Genomic DNA, 14,597 nt, shown 5'->3' on the forward strand with positions numbered 1-14,597 from the left:
AGCGCCTCCCTCAGACCGCGAGGAAAGCCGGGATGCGCAGGTGCCTGCGGCCGACCTCGACAAAGAGCGGGTCACGGCGGGCGGCCCAGACGGCGATGAAATGGCCGATTGCCCAGATTGCGATCCCGACCAGCCAGAGCCGCAGGCCCAAGCCGACCGCTCCGGCCAGCGTGCCGTTCATGATGGCGATCGATCGCGGGGCGCCGCCGAGCAGGATGTGCTCGGTCAGAGCGCGGTGGACCGGCACCGTGTAACCCGGCACCTCGTCCAATTGTTCGAACGCGACCGCCATCAGACGAGCGCTCCGCCGCCAAAGGAGAAGAACGACAGGAAGAAGCTCGACGCGGCGAATGCGATCGAGAGGCCGAAGACGATCTGGATCAGCCTACGGAAGCCGCCACTCGTATCGCCAAAGGCGAGCGCAAGGCCCGTCGCGATGATGATGATCACCGCGACGATCTTGGCGACCGGCCCTTCGATCGACTGGAGGATCTGCTGAAGGGGTTGCTCCCAGGGCATCGATGAGCCGGAGGCATAGGCTGGCGACGTGGCGGCCAGCATCATGATGGTGAGGAGCGCAGTCGATGCGGAGAGACGCTTGTAGGCACCGCGCATGAGCGAGCCGACCGGCGGCTCCCGATGGGCGGGGATCGTGGACAGGACGGGCGGGTTGGTGACATCCGGAATGGCGGGCGAATTCATTCAGCTTCTCCGTTCGGGGTGGTTGCGGGGGTGATGCGGTAATCGCCGTCCGGGCCGAGCCCTTCGACGCGGGCGAGCTCGGCCAGCCGGCGGGCGGAACCACGACCGGAGAGGACGGCGACGAGATCGATCGTCTCGGCGATCAGCGCGCGCGGGACGGTGACGACGGCCTCCTGGATGAGTTGCTCGAGGCGGCGCAGCGCGCCGATGCCGGAACCGGCATGGATCGTGCCGATGCCGCCGGGGTGGCCGGTGCCCCACGCCTTGAGAAGGTCGAGGGCTTCGGAGCCCCGTACCTCGCCGATCGGAATACGATCGGGTCGCAGGCGCAGCGAGGAGCGGACGAGATCCGAGAGCGTCGCCACGCCGTCCTTCGTCCGCATCGAGACGAGGTTCGGCGCGGCGCATTGCAGCTCGCGCGTGTCCTCGATGATAACGACGCGATCGGCGCCCTTCGCCACTTCGGCGAGCAGTGCGTTCGTGAGTGTGGTCTTGCCCGTCGATGTGCCGCCCGCGACGAGAATGTTGGCGCGGGATGCGACAGCCATTCGCAGCGCGATGGCCTGATCGGCGGTCATGATGCCCGCCGCCACGTAGTCGTCGAGCGTGAACACGGCGACGGCGGGCTTACGGATGGCGAAAGCTGGAGACGCGACGACGGGAGGGAGCAAGCCTTCAAACCGTTCGCCGGTTTCGGGCAGTTCGGCCGATACACGCGGGGAGCGCGCATGCACTTCGGCGCCGACATGGTGCGCGACCAGGCGCACGATGCGTTCGCCATCAGCGGGCGTCATTGTCTCGCCGGTATCGGCCAGCCCTTCGGAAAGCCGATCCACCCAGATGCGGCCATCGGGGTTCAGCATGACCTCGACCACGGCCGGTTCCTCCAGAAACCGGGCGATGGCGGGTCCGAGCGCGGTGCGCAGCATGCGAGCGCCGCGCTGGATCGCTTCCTGTCTCTGGTGAGTGGATGCCATATCGTCCCCATTTCTCGTGGGGACGCGACAGATGACCCCCGGATCGGGGATGATTAAAAGGGCCCGGAATTAGGCTGATTCAACAAGTTTCGGTCGTAGTAGTAGTGTGGCGTGCAAATACAGGAGAACGGCGGCGCGGCCCTATTCTTGAACTTGTCGATCCCGCCCCCAGATGCCGCGCGCGAGGAGGTCAGGTGTCCGATTCGGGCTTATCCTCCGAAATCTCCTGCCGCAGCTTCGGCCCCTGCGCCAAGCGTCGACCCAGCGCCGTAATGAACGCTTCGTAACGCTCGCTGGATTTCGCTCGCGCCGCCTGCGCCGCCGGCTCCGGGAGGGCGGGCGTCGTGGTGATCCAGAAGCGGATGAACACCGCCAGGGTCTCCACCGCGATGCCGACATCGCGTTCGAGGCGTGTCATTCGACGATCGAGCTGGTCGAGGCGTTTTGAAAAGATGGCTTCGCGCCGTTCGGCGTCGTCCGGCGAGAGGAAGGACGCGATGGCTGCCTCGGCGATCATGGACTGTGATTGCTCGCGGCGTGCGGCGAAATCTGCCAGCGTCTTTTCGACCTCGGGGTCGAGATAGATCGTTGTCTTTCTCTTTTTTCGGCGAACGGTCATGGTGGCTACAGCTCCATGCCGTCGTTGGGATCAAGAGAGACCTGCCGTGCGATGCCCTGCATCTGCCGGATCATGCGACGGTTCCCCACGGCCTCCTCTTCGGCGTCATCCGGGAGGTCGATCTCGAATTCGTTTTCGATGGGCGCCTTTTTCTCAACCGGCTTTACGCGGCTCAGCTCGGGTTGCAGCCGACGTTCGGAACTGGTGGTGTCCTCATCGTCCGAGGAGGCCGTGGTCGTCGCGATCTCTTCCGGGCGCGGTGGTATCGGCAGGCTGCTCCAGTCGTCCGGGCCGGTGCTGTCAGGTCGTTTCGGCTCCGGCGGCGCCAGCACCCGCTCCTTGAAGCGGGCATCCTCGTAATAGCGCGCCTTCTTCGCCCGGATCGGCGGGATGCCGGCGACCATGACGATCTCGTCGGTCGGCGGAAGCTGCATGATCTCGCCTGGCGTCAGCAACTGACGGGCGGTCTCCGAGCGCGACACCATCAGATGGCCTAACCACGGCGACAGGCGGTGGCCGGCGTAGTTCTTCATGGCCTTCATTTCGGTGGCTGTGCCCAGCGCGTCCGAGACGCGCTTGGCGGTGCGTTCGTCGTTCGTGGCGAAGCTGACCCGGACATGGCAATTGTCGAGGATCGAGTTGTTCGGGCCATAGGCCTTTTCGATCTGGTTGAGGCTCTGCGCGATCAGGAACGCTTTGAGTCCGTAGCCCGCCATGAAGGCCAGCGCGCTTTCGAAGAAGTCGAGCCTGCCGAGGGCTGGAAACTCGTCGAGCATCAGCAAGAGACGATGCCGCCCGACCTTGGCCTGCAGGTCCTCGGTTAGGCGCCGCCCGATCTGGTTGAGCAACAACCGGATCAACGGCTTGGTGCGATTGATGTCGGAGGGCGGCACGACGAGGTAGAGCGTCGTGGGATGCTCGCCGCCCACGATGTCGCTGATCCGCCAGTCGCAGCGGCGCGTCACCGCAGCGACCACCGGGTCACGATAGAGGCCGAGGAAGGACATCGCCGTCGAGAGCACGCCCGAACGCTCGTTGTCGGATTTGTTCAGTAGCTCGCGCGCCGCGCTGGCGACGACGGGGTGCGGACCGGCTTCGCCGAGATGCGCAGTCTTCATCATCGACCTCAGCGTCGACTCGACAGGCCGCTTTGGGTCGGAAAGGAAGTTGGCGACGCCCGCGAGGGTCTTTTCCGGCTCGGCATATAGGACGTGAAGGATCGCGCCGACCAGAAGCGAATGGCTGGTTTTTTCCCAGTGGTTCCGTTTGTCCAGGCTACCCTCGGGATCGACCAGGATGTCGGCGATGTTCTGGACATCGCGAACCTCCCATTCACCGCGCCTGACCTCGAGCAGCGGGTTATATGCCGATGATTCCGGATTGGTCGGATCGAAGAGCAGCACCCTGCCGTGCCGGGATCGGAACCCGGCCGTGAGCGTCCAGTTCTCCCCCTTGATGTCGTGAACGATGGCCGAGCCGGGCCAGGTGAGAAGCGAGGGCACGACGAGGCCGACGCCCTTGCCCGAACGGGTCGGCGCAAAGCACAGCACATGCTCGGCGCCATCGTGCCGCAGATAGTCGCGCTCGTATCGACCGAGAACGACTCCGTCCGGACCGAGCAGGCCGGCGTCGCGGATCTCCTGATCCTGCGCCCAGCGCGCCGAGCCGTAGGTGGCGACATTCTTCGCCTCGCGCGCACGCCAGACCGACATGCCGATTGCGACGGCGATCGCAATGAAGCCACCCGACGCGGCGATCACGCCGCCCACGGCGAAGATGCCTGGGGCGTAGGCGTCGTAGAAATACCACCACCACATGATGGCGGCCGGAAAGTAGACCGGCACGCCGAACAGCGTGAACCACGGCTCGCCGAGCTGCGCCTGATAGCCGAGGCTCCACGCGACATACTGCGTCGCGCCCCAGACGGTGGTGAGGACGATCGCAAACACGATCAGGATCTGTCCCCAAAGGATTTTGGTGGCGGACATGGCGATAATCCTTTCTGACTGAGGTTAGAGGCCGAGCCCGCGCTTCCGACCGAAATCCCAGTCGACGCCGCCGTCGTCGCGCGAGACGCCGGAGACGTGGCGGCCGATCTGCTTTTCGAGCGAGGGAGACCAGGGCACGAGCTGGAAGCCGAGGCCGTCGTCGATCATGGCGAAGCGGCCGGAGGCGAGTGCAAAGCGCTGGCGATAGGAGCCGGCGACATATTCGCCTGTCCCGGCCTGAGCGAACGGCAGCCCGGTCTCGGCGGCGAGCTTTTCTCCGAGCGCATTGACCTCACGGTCGCGCAGCGTGTTGAGCAGGCGGCGTGCGAAGACGATGCGTCCGCCCTGACGATCGGCGAGCCCCTCACCGATCAGATGCTCGGCGCGTTCTTCCATGGCCTGGCGGACTTCCGAGCCAAAGCCACCTTCGGAAAGCGCGACCGGCTCACGGGCGATGGCCTGCCGGTCGAGCCAGGTGGCGCCGGTCGCGTTCACCTGGGCGCCGAGATCGAGATCGGACCTAACGGCGAGCGCCACCCGACGCTGACCCTGCGCATCCTCATAGGCGCGCAGCTCGACGATCGAGCCGGGCGGGCTGTCGCCGGCTGCGTCGAGGTGCGGCAGCCGGATGTGATGCGTACGGCCGTCCACACCGTCGACGACGGCGTAGGCGGACCCTTTCAGCTCGTCGTCAAGGCCACGCTCGACCAGTCGGCCGACGACGGGCACGTCGAGGCTTTCGCCGGCCAGCACGTAGCTCGCAGATCCGCGTTCGATGCCGCGCTCGGTCAGCGCGCGGTGCATACGTTTGATGATGTCGCCGCGTTCGCCGAGTTCGCGCAGGACGGTTTCCGCTTCCGGCTTGATGAACCATTGGGAGTGGCCTACCTGCCCGGCGACGCCGAGGGTTTCGAGCGTGCGCAGGCGGCCGACCTTCAGCGCATGAAACTCGTCAGGCTGGCGATCTGCGAGCGGGGCGAGATCGATGATGCCGGACTTGCCGGCGTCGCGGACGAGTTGCCGATCGAGCTGGGTCCACCGCTCTGCCGTGATCTGGCTTTCGAGGCTGCGGCGGATATCAAGGTCGGTGCGTGGCCCCAGCTCATGGCTGATGAGATCGCGCGCGCGGTCACGCATCCCCTCTTTGATGTAGTCGCGGGAGATCACGAGGTCCTGGCCGTCGTCCCGCACGCCCCGCACGATAAGATGGATATGCGGATGCTGCGTATTCCAGTGATCGACGGCCACCCAGTCGAGCCGCGTGCCGAGATCTTTTTCCATCTGGCCGACGAGATCGCGGATGAACGATCGAAGGTCGGACATGTCGGGAGCATCGTCAGGCGATACGATGAACCGGAAATGATGCCGGTCGTCTCCGCAGCGCTCGGCGAAGGCTCGCCCATCGGCGTCCTCGGTTCCGGGCCCGAACAATCGGGCCTTCTCGCCGTCACGGGTCACACCGTCGCGACGCAGATAATCGAGATGCGTCCCCAGCGGCGCGGACCGTGGGCTGTGGCGGACCACGCGCGCCTTGACGACGGCGCCGCGGGTCCGCGACGTGATCAGGCGATTGGCCTGGATGCTGGCGCGCTGGCCACGGCCGAAGCGGGATCGATTGCCCGAGGTGACGCGGCCGGACCGTGAGACGCCGCCGCCTGCCTTCTTCGCAGCGGCGAGCGCCTGCGCGACAAAGGGACGAGCCTGCTGCGCGCGGGTGGATCGGATGCGCCCGGGACGGACGCGGAATTCGCGTTCATCGGACATGACGCATCTCCGCGCGGTGCGAAACACCACGCAAAAACAGTAAGATGGGCGTGCGGCGCACGGTGCGCGAATACGCTGCACGGTGCGGAACGCGCCAAAAACATGAACAAAAACAACCGACCGACGGACGCGCACCGTGCGCCCTTTTATCCTGCCATCGTCCGGTCGCTGCGCCTGCCCCCACCCCCGGCGTTCTCCATGGCACGCCAGAGCCCGAGGGGATGCACCTTGATGGCGGGCCGCTCATGGCCGGCCTCCCGCTGCATTGCCCGCGACAAACAGCTCTTGGCGTTGCAAGGCGGTGATCGAATCCTGGGTCGCCGTGAGGGATGGGAGCGCGTCGTCTGACGCGCGGTCTCCCTGCGCTGGACTGGCGGCAGAAGTGCCACCCTCGCGCACGACGAAGATCCCCGCCTCGCGCCAATTGGGCGGTCGCGGGATCATGGAGCCGCCGTTCAAGGGCCGCTCGCCTCGCAGCGCGGGCGCAAGCGAAGCGACGTAGGCCCGCGTCTCGGCAGGCAAAGGGCGACCTTTCGAGCGATGCTCGTCGTAGCGCGCCGGGCCGGCATTGTAGGCGGCGAGCATGGCTGCGACGTCGCCGTAGCGGTCCCACATTTCGCGCAGGTACGCTGTACCGGCAAGGATGTTGTCGCGAGGATCATAGGGATCGCGGCCAAGGCCGTGGCGAGTGCGAAGCTCGGCCCATGTGTCGGGCATGAGCTGCATCAAGCCCATCGCGCCCGCCGACGATACGGCGCGCACATCGCCCGCGCTTTCGGCAGCCATCACGGCGACGATCCAGGCTGCCGGGACGCCGAAGCGTCGCGACGCCTCGGTGATGTTCGCGGCGTGCGGATGCGCCGACGCGGCTCCGACGGTGGACGGAACCTGCGCCAGAACAGCGGGCGTTTCGGCCGCGGCGAAGGTCAGGCCGGAAAGAAGAAGGAGGAGCGCTGAGCGCCGGACGGCGGTCGAGCCGCCGGCGCTGGCGCGGTGCTGGACCGCCGCCATTCAGTCCTCCTTCCGCTTCTTGGAAGTGAGGTTGGTGTGCAGGCCCCAGGCGGAGCCGTCGTCACCGGCGCGGAAGAGGTTGGCGCGCAGAGTGCCGCCGAACAACGGGCTGTAGATCTCGACGGAGAAGAATTCGCCGGCGCGATCTCCGACGGCCGCCCAGGCGGCGCCGATCGGTAGCCCGTCCTCGTCGCCGAGCAGGACGCGATAGGCTGGAGCGTTCTTGGCCTCCGAAGGCTCGGCGGCGACGAAGGTGATTTCCTCGTCGATGCCAAGCGCCCTGAACCGCCCTTCGAAGCCTGATTCCGTACGTGTGAAAAGTCCGATGTTGGCCATGATCGTGGTCTCCTGTTGTGCGGCGGGATTGCATTGGTCGCGCCGTCACCGCGTCGGCGCGCGCCAGACGAAGCGGCCCTCGCCGTCGTCGTCGGTGAGAAGCGGTGTCGCCCGACCGATCACCGCGGTGGCGGGAAGCGGGCCGAAGTAGCGGCCGTCAAGGCTGTCTGCGACCTCGTGGTTCATCAGGAACAGCTCTCCGTCGCCGATGCGGCGGCAGCCCTGCCAGACCGGCAGGTCGCGGCCCTGGCTGTCGCGGTCGAGCGCATCGCCAAGCGGAACGTCGTCGACGCTGATTGCACGCCCGGAGCGGCAGACGCGTTGTCCCGGCAGGCCAAGCACCCGCTTCAGGAGCGGCACGTCACGAGCGACGTAGCCGCGCTCCACGATGAACAAGGCGACGGGCTCGGGCGGCATCACGACGACAAGGTCGGGCACCTCGAGACGACCAACGGGATCGATGGTGTAGAAGCCGACGGGCTCGCTCGCGGTCGCGTTCCAGACGAGCTTCATCGGCAAGGGCGTGGCGCTGGCGAGGGCGATGCCAAGAACGCCGAAGGCGGTCAGCGCAAGGTAATCGAGCCGCGTCATCGCACGATCTCCCGGCGCCGGAGCCATGCCTGATGGCGATCGAACGTGTAGGGACGCGGCGCTTCGCCGGCGTTCATCCAGTGGGCGACGTGCCGCCAGTGGTCGGGGTCGACATCGGCCGGATCGATGCCGAGCGCGTCGATGCCATCGACGTGACGCAGCACGTTCTCGACCTTCGGCCAGCCTTCGACCTTGAGCAGAATTTCGCCGCCGGGCCGCACGAAAGGCAGTGTCTGGTAGGGTGCGCCCGGAGCGACCGAACGCACGATATCGATGCGCGAGATGACCGTGCCGTAGTCGTTCGCGGCCCAGCGAACGAAGGCGAAAACGGTGTTCGGCCGAAAGCAGACGACACGGCGGCGGCGATCGAGGATCTGCTCGTGAGCCTCGCGGCCGAACCTGATCCAGTATTCGATCTTCTTCTCGACCCACGTGAGTTCCACGCGGGTCAGATCATCCGTTGGGTTGGCGGACGGCAGCGGGCCGCCGCGCATGCGGGTAGCCGCGATGCCGGTCATGGAGGGTCTCCTTCGGTCGGGGGGAATTCGCGCGCGAGCAGATCGCGCACCATGTCTGCGACGGTCATTCCGCGGCTGAAGGCGGCGACCTTGATGCGGCCGCGCATGGCGGGGGTGACGTCGATGGTCAGTCGGGCAGAATAGACGGCGGCGGCGCCACGAGCGGGCGCGGTGTCGCCGGCCTTGATCCAGCCGTCTGGATCGGCCGGCCGCGTTGCAAAACCGCGTTTTTCGGTGCGCGCCGTCATGACGCGCCTCCGCCGTCGGACGGCAGCTCGGAGAGACGCGCGCGGGCTTTCGCAGCCATGTCCGGGTCGATCTCGCAGCCGAGATAGCGCCGGCCGGACAGCCGGCAGGCTTCCCCGGCCGCGCCCGATTCCGCGAATAAATCGCCCACCAGGCCACCTTCGGGGCAACTCGTTCGGAACAGGATTTCGAGGAGGGCCGACGGTTTTTCGGTCGGATGGATGGCACGCCCATGGCAGTTGCGCACGTAGATGACCGAGCGCATAAGGCGGGGTCCGCCTTCATGACTGACGTAGTGACCGGCGTCGATGTGGCCGGTATGGGGAGGACTTTGCTTGCGGTGCACCGTTCGCGCCGCAGCGTCCGGCGTAGTCTGGACATCGTTGTAGATGTCGCGCCAGGCCGCTTCGCCGGGATAGCACTGGACGGCCAGTTCGTGCACCCGCTTGAAGCGATTTGCGTGAAAGCCGGTGCCGTTCTGCTTCTCCCAAACGATTTCCTGCGCGAGGCGAAGACCGACGTCAGCGAACCGTTGAGCGGTCGCCACGAAGCTGCGCAGCGAGCCGAAGGCCCAGATCGAGCCGGTCGGCTTGAGGGCGGCGCGCGCGAGCGCAATCCAGCCCTCGACGCGCCGATCCCAGGCGAGCGACGTCTCGCCGTACGGCGGATCGGCGAGGATCATGTCGAATGGCCCATGCGACGGCATGAGTTCGCGGCAATCACTGGTAAGGATGATCATGACGTCGCCCTCCCGATGCGCAGCCGCTCGATCTCGGTCACGAGCGCCGCAACTTCACGGGCGGCGGGCGATCGCGCGTCGATGTCCGACGCAAGCCGCCCGGTCTGTGCGGCATCAGCGAAGACGACGCGCTGGCCGATGGTGCTGGCGAGCACCGGCGGATCGTGATTGGCGAGTGTTTCCGCCGTCTCTCGGGCGATGACGGTGCGCGCGCCGCAGCGATTGAGCGCAAAACGGGCGACGAGCTCGGGGCGATAGATGCGTGCTTCGCCAAGGAGCGACAGCATCTCGGCCGAGGCCCAGCCGTCGAGTGGCGACGGCTGTACGGGGATCACCACGAGGTCGGCCGCGAGCAGCGCGGAGCGCATGAGGCCTGCGACGCGCGGCGGGCCGTCTATGACGATGTGATCGACGTCACGGGCGAGCTCGGGCGCTTCGCGGTGCAACGTGTCGCGCGCCAGGCCGACGACGCCGAACAGGCGCGGCAGGCCTTCCCGCGAGCGTTGCTGCGACCAGTCGAGCGCGGAGCCCTGCGGGTCGGCGTCGATCAGGGTGACGCGCCTGCCGCGGCGTGCCAGCTCGCCGGCGAGATGCAGCGCGAGTGTGGTCTTGCCGACGCCACCCTTCTGATTGAGGAGCGCGATGATCATCGGCGTCCTCCCGGCGGATCGAGAGGGAGACGCGGCGCTCGGGCGTCGTCTGATGTCGGCGAAGCGGAACGGTCGCGGGCTGGGCCCGGTGGCGTCGGCAGGCTCTTCCTGGCGGCGACGCTGAGGTTTCTGGCGGCGTCGCGAATGAGGTTATCCACCTCGCGCGCGCGCTCTACAGAGTTAGATTCCTGGTTAGACTCTAAGTTAAGAGGGCGATTTCTTGTTTCTGCGCTGAGACTTAGGTCTGGTTTGGGTTCCCGATAGCACGAGCCCCCGGTTCCCGATAGCACGATACTTCGGGTTCCTGATAGCACGAGGCCGTCCACAGGTTGTCCACAGGCCTGCGCGGGCTCGAAGGCAAGCAGCGTGCGCCCGCCGGGTTCCGTTTCGAGGAACAGCGTGTAGCCGGGAAGCGGCTGGCGCCGGACGATGTCGCGCAGTTCGAAGGTGAAGCGCTTGAACGGCGACAGACTCCCCGATTTCTGGTGGAGGTGGCGGAAGTCGAAGCGCCAGCCGTGTCGCTGGCGGCCACCGTGCTTGCGCACGAGGCGATAGAGCCAGCGGTCAAGGCCGCCCGTCAGGTCGAAATAGGCGCGGTCGATCGTGAGCACGAGAGCGTCGTCGAGAACGGCCTTGTAGAACCAGTCCGGTACGATCAGCTCGACGCCTTCGGGGCGGCCGTCGCGCCCGGTGCGTTCTTGCCACTCGTTGATCCAGGAAAAGCGATGCCGACGGCCTTCGGCCGGCTGGCGGATCGAGGTGGACACCGTGGTCGATTGCAGGCGGTCGAGGGCCGCCTTCAGCCGCTGATAATCGCGCGCGCTCGTGCCGCGACCGACATAGGAGAGAATTTCGTAAGGGGTGGCGGCCATCAGCCGCGACGTGCGAAGCCCGGCGTCGCGCGCTTCGACGATCTGGCTCGCGGCCCAGATCAGGATATCGGCGTCCCAGATGGTCGCCATGCCGTGGTCGTGAACGGCCTCGACCCTGATCGTCACCTTGCCGGCGACGAAATCGATCGGTGCGGTGCGATGGGTCTTGGAGAGGGAGAAGAAGGGATAGGCCATGAGATCCTGTGCGTCTCTTGGCGCGAAGTCGCCGGGGAGCGCGCGAAACAGGTCGAGCTGCCCGCGCTCCGAGAGGGATCGACGTCGCACCGCCATGAACGGAACCGGCCGCGATCAGCGTGCGTAGCGGCCGGCGTGGACCGGCCGGACGGGCGCCTGGCGCTTTGCTGGCAGGATCGAGCCGCGCGGATCCGAGGTGGACGTCACTGCGCCGCGGGCGGCCCAGCTTTCGAGCTCGTCGATCGCATAGACGACGCGGCCGCCGAGCTTGTGATACGACGGACCGGTGCCATAGGTGCGGTGCTTTTCGAGCGTGCGTGCGGAGAGGCTGAGGAATTCCGCCGCTTCCTTGGTGCGCAGGAAGCGCGGCGGGAGAAAGACGGGTTCGTGTGGCATGGTCGGGCCTCCGTGGTGTTGGGGACGGCCGCTGCGAGAAAGCGGCGGACGGCGACCACGGTGGCGGAGAAAAGGCGGCGAGTTGCAGGGCGAAGTTGGGGGGTGTCGAAATCGCCCACCGTCCGCGGCGGGGCGAGGCTCAGGATTGCCGGCGGTGACGGAGGAGCTTTCGATAGCCGCCGGCGATCATATTGCGGGCATCGCGTAGCAACGCCTTGATTACGTGGCGGGCAGAAGACGCCTGCCAGTCATCTCGATCGAGACGTTCCTGGTTCAGGATGACGTGGGCTATTTCCTGCTGTGTCGCGCCAGCGCGATGTCCGTCAAAGGCGCGGAGCATTCTGCGCTGGCGGATCCGCTGCTGGGGCGTCAAACGCGTGTCGGGCGGGATGGCGCGCCCGTGCAGGGCGGAAAGGAGGCGGTAAACCGCCTCTATCCGATCGAAGCCGTCAATGCCGAGCGGTATGGCGGCTACCGATGTGGTGCGGCCCTCGAGGACGTAGTCGATAATCTGGACGCGCTCATCGTTCGGCAAAGGAAGACGGAACGAGGCGCGACCGTCGCCGATCGGCGCCGTGTCGCTCCATGGGAGGAGAGGCGGGTAATCTTCAGTGTCACGGAAGTCGAGTGGCGCTTCGATCAGTACAACAACGCTCGTGTCATGGAGCGGGAGCCAGAAAACCGGAGCTTCAGGAGGCGGCTTCAGAGGGTCTACAGGGAAATCGCAGTCCCCAGCGCTGCTGGATCTGCTCGTTCACGGAGGTCGGAGCGCCGCGTTCAGTCGCGGATGCTTCGTAGTCCGCATCGTAAGCATCATTGCGGCGCAGCCATTCCCAGGCCAGATCGGATGGCGTCAGTGTGTCCAGATGGTCGTATTCAGCCGACGAGCGCCATGTAGATGCGTCAGGCGTCATGATGATCCTCCTGCGACTATTGCGACTTGGAGGTTGTAGAATTCCCGTTCGGGTTGGATTTTGGAAGTCACGTTGAAATCAACAGGTGATGCCTTCAGCGCATCACGATCCAGACTTCCGCTGACTTTCACGAACCAGTTCGCGATAACCGTGTTCGGTCATCCAGTGCGCGCGTGCGAGGTGGGAATTGTGGATCAGTCGACAGCGCATCGGATCGTCATGAGGATCGAGGCCGAAGAGGATGTGAATAGCCTCACGCCAGTCGGCGCCCTCCCGCTCGGCGTCGAGCAGCCGCAGATAGAGCTTCATGTGCTCGCGGTCGTAAGTCGTAAGCGTGTCGCTGGACGGTGGCGCGTCCAGGAACGCCGGTATCGCCTGTCCCATCAGAGTACCATAGTCACGTGCACGACTTTCGTTAACCGTCCCGAAGAGCAATACAGTGCTTTTATGTCAGCAAACCGTCTGTTGATGGCGCAAAGCGCTAACCAGGCTGGTCAGCTTGATGCAGCAACAGGACCCCCTCTCCCTTTTCTGTCGACAGAAGAACGATCCCGGCCGATTCGAGCGCGCGCCGTACGCCATCTCGCGTGGTTTCAAAAACGTCGAATCCGTTCTCGGATTCGAGGCGTTTGAGCGCGGTCAGCGATACTCGGGCCTTGTCAGCGAGCGTCTCCTGTGTCCAACCCAGCAGCGCGCGTGCGGCCCGTGATTGTCGGGCGGTGATCATACATAATCACCTCCCACTTCTACCCGCATGCACTCCAGAACTACGACTATTTTAGTCGTCCTACGGCAGAAAGCCACCCCATTTTTGGGCTCAAGCCGCTAATATAGCTGCGTTTCTCGACCCAGCTCGGTAGCTGATTCGGTTGCCCTCAAATGGCCGGAAAAATCGCGGCCGGTCGCACAGGCTGGAGATCTGGCACACACGGCTTCCGGCCTCGGGCGGGGCGGCTCTAGCGAGCGTGGCCCCAAGCCATCGCCTCGGTCCGGGAGAGGAGGATGGGTTTGGGAAGGAGGGCGAGGGAACCGTCGCCTCCTTCCCATGGGAGGGTTCGAGGGAGGGGTCTCCCTTCCCTTGGGAGGATGTTTGAAGGAGGGGCGCCAGCCCTTCCTTCATGGGTGAGCTGGAGAGGGGCTCACCCCTTTCCAATAGCCGGGAAGGCCGGTCGATCCGGCCGCGCCCGCTCCCGTGATGGTGTGAAGGCGGCAGGCCGCCAAGGCCGCCTGCCGCCCGATCGCTGTCACCAGACGAGACCGTCAATCGCTTCGTAGCGCTCGCGTTCATCGTCCGGCTCTTCGCCCTCGATGGAGAGGTCTGTGGTAAAAGTGTTGAAGTATATGCCCGTCTCGGCGGCGATCTGGCGAGTGATTGCGCACAGGCCGTACAGGCGGTCGTCGCTCACTTCCTCGCGGGGCGCAGGGAAGTCAGCGACGAAATGCCACCGTCCGGTGCGGCTGTCGTACCATTCGTTGGTAGACCAGTCGACGTGGACGTCGTTGCGCAAAAGGTCGATGCCATCGGGTTCGCCCCAGTAGTGCGTGAGCTCCTGTCCGGCGCACCAGATCCGCTCGCCCAGATCATCTGCCTCGGGGCCGCTCGGTGCCAGTGCGAGTTCGCGTTCCGCGGCAAGCGCACCGCGCACAAGATCGACGAGCTGGTCGAGCCGCTCCACGAGCCCGTCGTGTGCTCCGCGGCTGAATTCGTCGTTGCAGCCAAGGCGATTGGCCATCGCCATGAGGCGGAATCCTGCGAACTTCGCGTAAAGTTCGACATAGTGGAAATCAGACATTGTAAGTCTCCTTTCGTTTCTGACGAAAGGTGTCCACGCTGTAGCCCAGAGGGGTCAGGGACCGCGGTACGCGGCCGCCGCGCGGCAAGCGGAGGAGCCGATTTTGTGGCGTCGGCCTCGGGCCGGCGAAAGAAAATTGGAGGGGCCGCGCTGTCCTTGAGGCCGGATGGGCTGGCGTAAAATGGACAGTCAGAGAGAGATAGCCCGCGGCCCCGATCAGGGGCCGCGTCCGTATGGGCCGGGGTGGTTTGGAGGGGGTGGTTCACCCCCTTCATGGGTGGGGGAG

Annotated in this window: 20 protein-coding genes; all 20 read right to left on the minus strand. The window is 65.7% G+C overall.

Features of this window, described 5'->3' with window-relative positions:
• Positions 1-10: 10 nt before the first annotated feature.
• Entirely contained in the window at positions 11-292 is a 282-nt protein-coding gene (locus CEV34_RS05685; protein ID WP_035224601.1) for a VirB3 family type IV secretion system protein, read from the minus strand.
• On the minus strand, positions 292-615 hold the full coding sequence (locus tag CEV34_RS05690; protein WP_094543461.1) for a TrbC/VirB2 family type IV secretion system protein: 324 nt from the start codon (positions 613-615) through the stop codon (positions 292-294). The genes CEV34_RS05685 and CEV34_RS05690 overlap by 1 nt, the downstream gene beginning before the upstream one ends.
• Before the next feature lie 83 nt (positions 616-698).
• Positions 699-1,679, minus strand: a complete 981-nt coding sequence (gene trbB / locus CEV34_RS05695) for a P-type conjugative transfer ATPase TrbB (protein WP_094543421.1) — start codon at positions 1,677-1,679, stop codon at positions 699-701.
• A 190-nt stretch (positions 1,680-1,869) separates the two neighbouring features.
• Positions 1,870-2,298 carry a CopG family transcriptional regulator gene (locus tag CEV34_RS05700; protein WP_094543422.1) on the minus strand — a complete coding sequence of 143 codons (429 nt, stop codon included), beginning with the start codon at positions 2,296-2,298 and terminating at the stop codon, positions 1,870-1,872.
• A 5-nt stretch (positions 2,299-2,303) separates the two neighbouring features.
• A complete protein-coding gene (locus CEV34_RS05705) occupies positions 2,304-4,286 on the minus strand; it encodes a conjugal transfer protein TraG (protein ID WP_094543423.1) in 1,983 nt (660 codons plus the stop codon).
• A 24-nt stretch (positions 4,287-4,310) separates the two neighbouring features.
• Positions 4,311-6,050, minus strand: a complete 1,740-nt coding sequence (locus CEV34_RS05710; protein WP_094543425.1) for a relaxase/mobilization nuclease domain-containing protein — start codon at positions 6,048-6,050, stop codon at positions 4,311-4,313.
• 243 nt (positions 6,051-6,293) lie between these two features.
• Positions 6,294-7,061, minus strand: coding sequence for a lytic transglycosylase domain-containing protein (locus CEV34_RS05715; RefSeq protein WP_094543426.1), 768 nt, complete (start codon positions 7,059-7,061; stop codon positions 6,294-6,296).
• Positions 7,062-7,397 (minus strand): DUF736 domain-containing protein, encoded by a 336-nt coding sequence (locus tag CEV34_RS05720; RefSeq protein ID WP_094543428.1) that lies wholly within the window; start codon positions 7,395-7,397, stop codon positions 7,062-7,064.
• Positions 7,398-7,442: 45 nt separating this feature from the next.
• Positions 7,443-7,988: a S26 family signal peptidase gene (locus CEV34_RS05725; RefSeq protein ID WP_094543429.1), complete on the minus strand. Its 546-nt coding sequence runs from the start codon at positions 7,986-7,988 to the stop codon at positions 7,443-7,445.
• The gene (locus tag CEV34_RS05730; protein WP_094543431.1) at positions 7,985-8,506 is read right to left on the minus strand and encodes a DUF2840 domain-containing protein; all 522 of its coding nucleotides are present in this window, start codon (positions 8,504-8,506) and stop codon (positions 7,985-7,987) included. Before CEV34_RS05730 ends, CEV34_RS05725 begins: the two co-directional genes overlap by 4 nt.
• Complete coding sequence (locus CEV34_RS05735; protein ID WP_094543433.1) at positions 8,503-8,754, minus strand: hypothetical protein; 252 nt, start codon at positions 8,752-8,754, stop codon at positions 8,503-8,505. Before CEV34_RS05735 ends, CEV34_RS05730 begins: the two co-directional genes overlap by 4 nt.
• Positions 8,751-9,491: a DNA-methyltransferase gene (locus CEV34_RS05740; RefSeq protein ID WP_094543434.1), complete on the minus strand. Its 741-nt coding sequence runs from the start codon at positions 9,489-9,491 to the stop codon at positions 8,751-8,753. The genes CEV34_RS05735 and CEV34_RS05740 overlap by 4 nt, the downstream gene beginning before the upstream one ends.
• Positions 9,488-10,141, minus strand: a complete 654-nt coding sequence (gene parA / locus CEV34_RS05745) for a ParA family partition ATPase (RefSeq protein ID WP_094543436.1) — start codon at positions 10,139-10,141, stop codon at positions 9,488-9,490. The genes CEV34_RS05740 and parA overlap by 4 nt, the downstream gene beginning before the upstream one ends.
• Entirely contained in the window at positions 10,138-11,304 is a 1,167-nt protein-coding gene (locus CEV34_RS05750) for a replication initiator protein A (RefSeq protein ID WP_094543438.1), read from the minus strand. The genes parA and CEV34_RS05750 overlap by 4 nt, the downstream gene beginning before the upstream one ends.
• Positions 11,305-11,322: 18 nt before the next feature.
• Complete coding sequence (locus CEV34_RS05755; protein WP_094543441.1) at positions 11,323-11,604, minus strand: helix-turn-helix transcriptional regulator; 282 nt, start codon at positions 11,602-11,604, stop codon at positions 11,323-11,325.
• A gap of 139 nt (positions 11,605-11,743) precedes the next feature.
• Positions 11,744-12,139, minus strand: coding sequence for a DUF2285 domain-containing protein (locus tag CEV34_RS05760; protein ID WP_233290650.1), 396 nt, complete (start codon positions 12,137-12,139; stop codon positions 11,744-11,746).
• A 154-nt stretch (positions 12,140-12,293) separates the two neighbouring features.
• Positions 12,294-12,518, minus strand: coding sequence for a transcriptional regulator domain-containing protein (locus tag CEV34_RS05765; RefSeq protein ID WP_094543446.1), 225 nt, complete (start codon positions 12,516-12,518; stop codon positions 12,294-12,296).
• 102 nt (positions 12,519-12,620) lie between these two features.
• A complete protein-coding gene (locus CEV34_RS05770; protein WP_094543449.1) occupies positions 12,621-12,902 on the minus strand; it encodes a DNA -binding domain-containing protein in 282 nt (93 codons plus the stop codon).
• A 97-nt stretch (positions 12,903-12,999) separates the two neighbouring features.
• Positions 13,000-13,245, minus strand: a complete 246-nt coding sequence (locus CEV34_RS05775; RefSeq protein ID WP_094543451.1) for a helix-turn-helix domain-containing protein — start codon at positions 13,243-13,245, stop codon at positions 13,000-13,002.
• Positions 13,246-13,762: 517 nt separating this feature from the next.
• Positions 13,763-14,311: a hypothetical protein gene (locus CEV34_RS05780; RefSeq protein ID WP_094543454.1), complete on the minus strand. Its 549-nt coding sequence runs from the start codon at positions 14,309-14,311 to the stop codon at positions 13,763-13,765.
• Positions 14,312-14,597: the final 286 nt, after the last annotated feature.

Origin of the sequence: Brucella pseudogrignonensis (assembly GCF_002252525.1) — a bacterium.
Taxonomy (GTDB): domain Bacteria; phylum Pseudomonadota; class Alphaproteobacteria; order Rhizobiales; family Rhizobiaceae; genus Brucella; species Brucella pseudogrignonensis.